The organism is Paenibacillus cisolokensis, assembly GCF_018403665.1.
GTDB classification, from domain to species: Bacteria; Bacillota; Bacilli; order Paenibacillales; family Paenibacillaceae; genus Paenibacillus_AH; species Paenibacillus_AH cisolokensis.
This window is the reverse complement of the sequence record NZ_BOVJ01000038.1, coordinates 20951-27518: the sequence shown is the minus strand read 5'-3', so window position 1 is coordinate 27518 and position 6568 is coordinate 20951. Positions and strand designations below refer to the sequence as shown.

The 6568-nt window shown below is 52.9% G+C and carries 10 protein-coding genes; 8 read left to right on the top strand and 2 right to left on the bottom strand.

What is annotated here, in order from left to right:
* Nucleotides 1–387: 387 nt before the first annotated feature.
* On the bottom strand, nucleotides 388–681 hold the full coding sequence (locus PACILC2_RS29840) for a YjcN family protein (RefSeq protein ID WP_504739377.1): 294 nt from the start codon (nucleotides 679–681) through the stop codon (nucleotides 388–390).
* Nucleotides 682–1084: 403 nt separating this feature from the next.
* Here PACILC2_RS29840 and PACILC2_RS26375 point away from each other — a divergent pair, with 403 nt between their 5' ends.
* The 3 genes from PACILC2_RS26375 to PACILC2_RS05195 all read left to right on the top strand — a co-directional run bounded on the left by PACILC2_RS26375 (nucleotide 1085) and on the right by PACILC2_RS05195 (nucleotide 2449).
* Nucleotides 1085–1366, top strand: coding sequence for a restriction endonuclease (locus tag PACILC2_RS26375; RefSeq protein ID WP_244863247.1), 282 nt, complete (start codon nucleotides 1085–1087; stop codon nucleotides 1364–1366).
* Nucleotides 1321–1575 (top strand): PDDEXK family nuclease, encoded by a 255-nt coding sequence (locus PACILC2_RS26370; RefSeq protein ID WP_244863249.1) that lies wholly within the window; start codon nucleotides 1321–1323, stop codon nucleotides 1573–1575. Before PACILC2_RS26375 ends, PACILC2_RS26370 begins: the two co-directional genes overlap by 46 nt.
* 451 nt (nucleotides 1576–2026) lie before the next feature.
* A complete protein-coding gene (locus tag PACILC2_RS05195) occupies nucleotides 2027–2449 on the top strand; it encodes a cupredoxin domain-containing protein (RefSeq protein ID WP_062493060.1) in 423 nt (140 codons plus the stop codon).
* A 431-nt stretch (nucleotides 2450–2880) separates the two neighbouring features.
* Here PACILC2_RS05195 and PACILC2_RS05190 read toward each other — a convergent pair whose 3' ends face one another.
* Entirely contained in the window at nucleotides 2881–3024 is a 144-nt protein-coding gene (locus PACILC2_RS05190) for a hypothetical protein (RefSeq protein ID WP_213527914.1), read from the bottom strand.
* A gap of 336 nt (nucleotides 3025–3360) precedes the next feature.
* Here PACILC2_RS05190 and PACILC2_RS05185 point away from each other — a divergent pair, with 336 nt between their 5' ends.
* From PACILC2_RS05185 to PACILC2_RS05170, 5 genes are all read left to right on the top strand, one after another.
* Nucleotides 3361–3495, top strand: a complete 135-nt coding sequence (locus PACILC2_RS05185; RefSeq protein ID WP_213527912.1) for a cytochrome c oxidase subunit 2A — start codon at nucleotides 3361–3363, stop codon at nucleotides 3493–3495.
* Nucleotides 3496–3519: 24 nt separating this feature from the next.
* The gene (locus PACILC2_RS05180) at nucleotides 3520–3990 is read left to right on the top strand and encodes a cytochrome c oxidase subunit II (protein ID WP_062493062.1); all 471 of its coding nucleotides are present in this window, start codon (nucleotides 3520–3522) and stop codon (nucleotides 3988–3990) included.
* 77 nt (nucleotides 3991–4067) lie between these two features.
* Nucleotides 4068–5729, top strand: a complete 1662-nt coding sequence (locus PACILC2_RS05175; protein WP_244863248.1) for a b(o/a)3-type cytochrome-c oxidase subunit 1 — start codon at nucleotides 4068–4070, stop codon at nucleotides 5727–5729.
* Nucleotides 5730–5819: 90 nt separating this feature from the next.
* Nucleotides 5820–5954, top strand: a complete 135-nt coding sequence (locus tag PACILC2_RS27850; RefSeq protein WP_280515276.1) for a hypothetical protein — start codon at nucleotides 5820–5822, stop codon at nucleotides 5952–5954.
* The gene (locus PACILC2_RS05170) at nucleotides 5951–6442 is read left to right on the top strand and encodes a hemerythrin domain-containing protein (protein WP_213527907.1); all 492 of its coding nucleotides are present in this window, start codon (nucleotides 5951–5953) and stop codon (nucleotides 6440–6442) included. Before PACILC2_RS27850 ends, PACILC2_RS05170 begins: the two co-directional genes overlap by 4 nt.
* Nucleotides 6443–6568 lie beyond the last annotated feature (126 nt).

Below are 6568 nucleotides of genomic sequence, written 5' to 3'. Positions count from 1 at the left end.
CAGTATTCACCGCCTTCAGTAGTCACAGGCAGTACCAGCTCGCATAGACCGCTTAGCTGCTGCCAGCGGCATCGGTTTGCTGGGCATCACTCGCTCGTAGCTACCGGCAGCAGCAGTTTTCACTCACCTTATCCCAAGCTGTTAGGTACGATCAAACCGTCACGGTCACGTATACGCCAAGCGTAAAGCCTTTACGCGAATACGCAGGGTACCGGGGCGAAGGAATCGCGAACATTCCGGTTGCGAATCTGGCCAAGAAGCCGGGGTGTTATTAAAGTTTCGGTTTCACCAACACGAGGGGATGAGCGCTTGCATGCGCTTTTCCTGTCATAGGCGGGTTGCAGGCGGGTTTGCACATATTTTCTCACAGATCCGGACTTGGAGCAGTTAAGGACCTGTACCCGTGCTTGATACGATCCAGAAAGGACCGTTCTTTTTTAAATAAAACACATTTATGTCATCTCCAGTTGTTCTGTCTACGTATCCTTTCACATCGTACAAATACCCATATTCGGGATCATAGCTTCCCATGTTTGAAATTTTCGCGATGAAACTGCTAATAGGGTGGAACCGAAGCAGCATATATCTTCTGATGGCCAATTCGGGAGAACAAAAACTACCAATCCAAAGCGCCGCCAGAAGAGCAACTACAATTATAAGCAAAGTCCGCTTCGTTTTCATTTTTTCACCGCCAATTAAGTGGAAGTCGATTTATAGACATATGTACTATTATAATAAGTTTTCGTTGACGGAGGAAATGGCTTCTGGAGGGAAGGCCAGATCCCGGCATATAGGAGAAAATCTCGATATTGCCAGCAATAAGCATTAAACGCCTGAAAGTATTTGCGGAAAACGTAGCCCATCGTATGATGATGATGCACTGAATTGGATTAATAAGGTATAATCGCTGTATCTTGATGATCATGCGATTTATAGGAGGATACATGGTCGATAATCTAGTGATCGGACTGCTAGCCGCAGCATTACTTGTTGTTTTCATCGGATTTAAAGTTAAAAAATTATTCAAAAGAACAGAATTGCCCACCTCGATCCATATAAAATTACAATAAAAGAAATCGATAAAATGGAAGATGGGAAAGAATTCGAGGAATACTTACTACGGTTACTGATCGAGTTAGGATATTTGGACGCCTATAAAACGGTGAGCAGCCGAGATTTCGGAGCGGATGTGGTTTTTACGGATAGCGATGGATTCCGGAATGTCGTTCAGGCCAAGCGTTATGCCCCAAATAATCAGGTAGGGTTAAGCGCGGTTCAGGAAGTTTATAGTTCAATGCGATACTATCGAGCAAAAAATCGATGGTCATTTCATCGAGTTTTTATACGGATTCTTGCGAAACATTAGCAGGCTATAATGGGGTTAAGTTAATTAACCGAAATGAGCTGATCGAAATCATCGATTTGCTCCAATCCGGAAGGCCGGAAGAGGCAAGAGACATCATTGAAGCCGAAGCTCATTTGATACTCCACGATTGGAGCGATTACCTGGATGATACGAAGGTTATTAAGAAGGATTCGAAAGCAGAGAAGCGGGTAAAGGCAGCATCAAAATAAGGGACGGAGATTCCGTCCAGCAACGGAGCTTTTGTCAACCGAATTAATGGGTATAAGCAGGATATTCCACGCATCTGGGATTCGATAATCCGATCTATTCCAAATGGGCGGCAAAATTTACAGAATCGGCGGCAAACTTGTTAAGTTAGTATGTGCAACATTTCAAGCTGCGAGAACAATGGAGGCTACCGAGCAACTAGGATCGGCGGCCGTGTACGGGACGGATTGACACTAAATTCAAGCGAAACGGGAGGTTTCATTGTATATCGTAAAACTTTGCGCTTTTGGAAACTCGCGAAATCCCTCTGGTCTCACCATCAACAACTGGTGCGCTGCATTTCACCACAATTTGTGGGTTTCGGAGTTTGTGACGAAAATCACATATAACGGGCGCCTTTTTCGATACAATGGTGATGCAGGACGAAAATGAACAAGGCAAAGGAGTAGGAGCATGAAAAAGTGGGTTTTGACGTTGTGCGCAGTGTTGGCGGTTGTCATGGTTACAGCGGCATGCGGCGGCTCCGGTGAAGCCGGAGGCAAGACGAACCAGGATACGAACGCGTCTACCGGAGGGAAGGCAGAAGGGGAGGAATCGTCCGCCGGAGGTTCGGTAAAGGAATTTACGATCGATGCGACCAATTTCGAGTTCGACCTGAAAGAGATTAAAGTGAAGCAAGGGGATACGGTGAAAATTACGCTCAAAAACTCGCAAGGCAATCATGCGGTCAAGTTCGAAGGCTACGACGAGGAAGTGCAGGGCGGCAAAACGATCTCGTTCGTCGCGGATAAAACAGGCGAGTTCCAATATGTATGCTCGATCTTCTGCGGGGCCGGCCACGCCGATATGACCGGCAAGCTGATCGTCGAAGCGTAAGCCATAGTGCGGCAGCCTTTCTGCATCTGGGTGCAGGAAGGCTGTTTTTGTTTTCCGCCGCCCCGGTAGTCCAAATATTTAATTGGCCGCTGTCTGTTTGGTCAACGCATTTCCCGTCCAACGTCCGTTGTTTGTTGGTTCGGCCCGCCTCCCGTTCAACGTCCGCTGTTCGTTGGCGAATCCGCTTCCGCTCTAATCGATGGCTGACCGATAGCGCGATAGGCCCGGCATCCAATCAAAGCGCGCACCGTCCGTCGGTTTGGCTTGCCTTCCCCGACAGATCCTTTGACGGAATCCTGCAAAAATGCAGGATTTTCAACCTGAATCGATGACTATGGTGCCAAAGCCTGCAAAAGTACAGGAATTTTTTGCGATTTTCGTTGATTTGGCCAAAACGGGGCCAGAATCCTGCATTTTTACATTAATTTTGGTTATTCTTCCTTTTTCTCCCTAAAAAGCTGCACTTTTGCACTTTTGCAGTTTTTTGTTATCGGCGCATCGATGGCGCAACGTTCTGTAAACTGCGGAAAATCCCCCCACGTCGTCGCAAATAACGGTTCCAGCATCTGTTGCAAGTTCAAAACTCGCCTTTTGCTAAATAGAGAATCCAGGATTCGTGAAGAGCGGTCTCGATGCCGCGCGGCGGATATATGCGGAACTTTCATCCACACGGCAATGCCAGCGAGGATTCCGATACCACATGACGGCGCGAAAGCGAAAGCAGCGGTCTTCCAGGCCGCAAGGCGGTGCAAGCGAGGCGACGTCAAAACGTGCATCGCCCGATGTGCTGTAACAAAGGCTTCACATTTGGCGGGCCGGTTTGTGAGGTGTATCACAGTGGCAACAGGCCGCTTCCGCGTACAATGAGCGCAACCGGTGCATCGATGGCATGTCGAAAGGAGGAGTGCAGAATGAACAAAATCCGGCTTGACGCGTCCGGCGAGAAGCATTCGTTAAAAGGTGCTTTCGCATCCGTCATGCTGCTGGGCGGGTTTATCGCGCTGACCTGGATAGGCGTCTACTTGTTGTTCCTGTCCAGAATGTAATCGTTCCGAGGGGGGAAACGAACTATGCATATTCATCGTTTGGAAAAAATTTGGCTGCTGATCGGATTTTCCATGCTCGTCATTTTCCTGGGGGTCATCGGCGTGGGCGCGTTCGCGCTCGGCATGCAGCCGCCGACCGGACATCATCAGGCGATCGATCCGGACAAAGTGGACGAAACGCCGCCGTTCGACCGCCCCGGTCTGGAAAAGATCGGAGAGAAGGAATACAACGCCTACATGGTCGCCTACGCTTTCGGGTACAAGCAGGACAAATTGGAAGTGCCCGTCGGATCGACGATTCACTTTCAGGTGACGAGCAGCGACGTCGTGCACGGCTTTCAGATTCCGGGGACGAACGTCAATCTGATGGTGGTGCCGGGAGAGGTCAATCATTTGAGCTACACGTTTAAGGAGCCGGGCGAGTATCTGGTTCTGTGCAATGAATATTGCGGCGCCGGACACGAGTATATGGCGACGACGATTATCGTGAGCTAGAAGGGATGATACCGATGTTTCTTCATATAACGGGGAACGGAGAAAAGACGGTGAACGAAGCGAAAACGGCCAATGGAGTGGCAAATGAAACGGGAGCGGACCGCCAAAGGTTCGCCAAGGAAGATTCGGCGCTCGTGCTCGCGCATCTGCTGTTTGCGTTCGGCGCCCTGCTGCTCGGCGGCATTGCCGGCGTCCTGCAAGGATTGGTGCGCGGCGGCATGATCACGCTGCCTGCGGAAATCGGCTACTATCAGCTGCTGACCGCGCACGGCGTCCTGATGGCGCTTGTGTTCACCACATTTTTCATCATCGGCTTTCTGTACTCCGGCGTGGCCAAGACGCTCGGAGGACGGCTGCTGCCTCAGGCGAGAAGGCTGGGATGGGCCGGATTCGTTCTGATGGCCGCCGGCACCGTGCTGGGCACGATTTTCATTCTGCTCAACGAGGCGACCGTGCTGTACACATTCTACGCACCGCTCAAGGCGTCGCCTTACTTTTATATCGCGCTCACGCTTCTGGTCGTCGGCAGCTGGCTTAGCGGCTTCGGCATGATCTATCAATACCGGCGCTGGCGGAACAGTCATCGCGGCAAGCTGTCGCCGCTGTTCGCCTTCATGGCCGTCGTGACGATGGCGCTGTGGCTGATCGCCACCTTAGGCGTCGCCGCTACGGTGCTGCTGCAGTTCATTCCCTGGTCGTTCGGCTGGACCGAGACGATCGACGTGATGGTGAGCCGCACGCTGTTCTGGTATTTCGGCCACCCGCTCGTGTACTTCTGGCTGCTGCCGGCGTACATCTGCTGGTATGTCGTCATTCCCAAAATCATCGGCGGCAAAATTTTCAGCGACTCGCTGGCGCGTCTTGCCTTTCTGCTGTTTCTGCTGTTCTCGGTGCCGGTCGGCTTCCATCATCAGCTGATGGAGCCGGGCATTTCGCCGGTGTGGAAATACATTCAGGTTATTTTGACGTTCATGGTCGTCGTTCCTTCGCTTATGACCGCCTTCTCCCTGTTCGCCACGTTCGAGCTGACCGGGCGGATGAAGGGGGCAAAAGGGTTGTTCGGCTGGCTGAAGGTGCTGCCGTGGAAAGATGTGCGCTTTTTCGCCCCGTTCATGGGGATGCTGCTCTTCATCCCGGCCGGAGCCGGAGGGATCGTTAACGCGAGCCACCAGATGAACGCCGCCGTCCATAACACGCTATGGGTGACCGGACACTTTCATCTGACCGTCGCCACCAGCGTCGCGCTTACCTTCTTCGGCATCGCATACTGGCTTATTCCGGCCGTGACGAACCGGGTGCTGACGCCGGCGCTGAACCGGCTGGGCATTATTCAGACGATCATCTGGGTGGTGGGGATGCTCTTCATGTCGGGCTCGATGCATACGGTCGGCTTGCTCGGCTCCCCGCGCCGCACGGCCTACACGACGTATCAGGACCACCCGGATGCCGTATTGTGGATGCCGTATCATGTCGCGATGGCGGTGGGGGGCACGATCCTGTTCATCGGAGTCGTCCTCCTGATTTTCAACGTTATCGCCATGCTGCGCGCGCCAAAAGGCGTTACGGAATATCCGATCGCCGAGGCGGCGGAGTCGGAGGCGCCGGCTCCCCGCGTGTTCGAACGATGGGGCGTATGGATCGGCCTCGTGGTCGTCCTCGTGCTGTTCGCCTATACGATTCCGTTTATGGATATGCTGAACCATTCGGGGCCGGGCTCGAGGCCATGGGTCACCTGGTGACGGCGAGTCCGCGTCTGTAAGTGCGCCGCCCGTCCGGGCGGCCGCAGCTTGCCGGCCGGAACAGACGTGCCGGGGCGGAGGCTGCGGTCTTTGTCCAAAGGCGGCGGAATGCCCAAGCTGCGCAGGGAGGCGACGCCAGGTCGTCCGCTGCGAGAAAAGGAGGACCTTGCGATGAACGATTTCGAAAAACCGAAGAATGGCCGGATGCGGCACCGGCGCGCATGACGGAGTTGTATGACGCAGTCGAATGTCTGAAGGAAGGGCATCGGGAGTTGAAGCGGGAACTGCGGGAGCTGGAGGAGCGGGCGATCGAGGCGGCGCACGCGTTCGCGGAAGGAGAGCTTCAGCGCTTGCGCGAGCTGCGCCCCGCGACCCGACGGTTTCTGCTTCGTCTTCAGTCTCATCGCGACTGGGAGGAGGAGGTGCTGCACCCATTTTTGCGCAGATATTTCAATCTGGACAACAAACCGACATTGCTGCCCTCTTTCTGGAAGCTGGAGAAGGAATACGAGCTGGCTGTCTCCAGTATGCATGCTTTTACGAACATGCTCGACGATTTGTACGACAGCGCGGACTGGACGGAAATCCGGCAAACGACGTATCAGCTGATCCGCTCGTGCCATCTGATCGGAAAATACTTTCAGGCCGAAGAACGGTTCGTGCATCCTTTGGCCGAACAGGCGCTGACTGATATCGACTATTTCTATTCGTAAAAAAATCGATCGTTTTAGCGGCAGGTTTGTGAAAAAAATCACATATAAAAAACCGGCGAGGCGCTATACTGGAATCGAAACGAGCCGGCAATAGTCGAAAAACAATCGGCGAAATCGTTGAAGGAG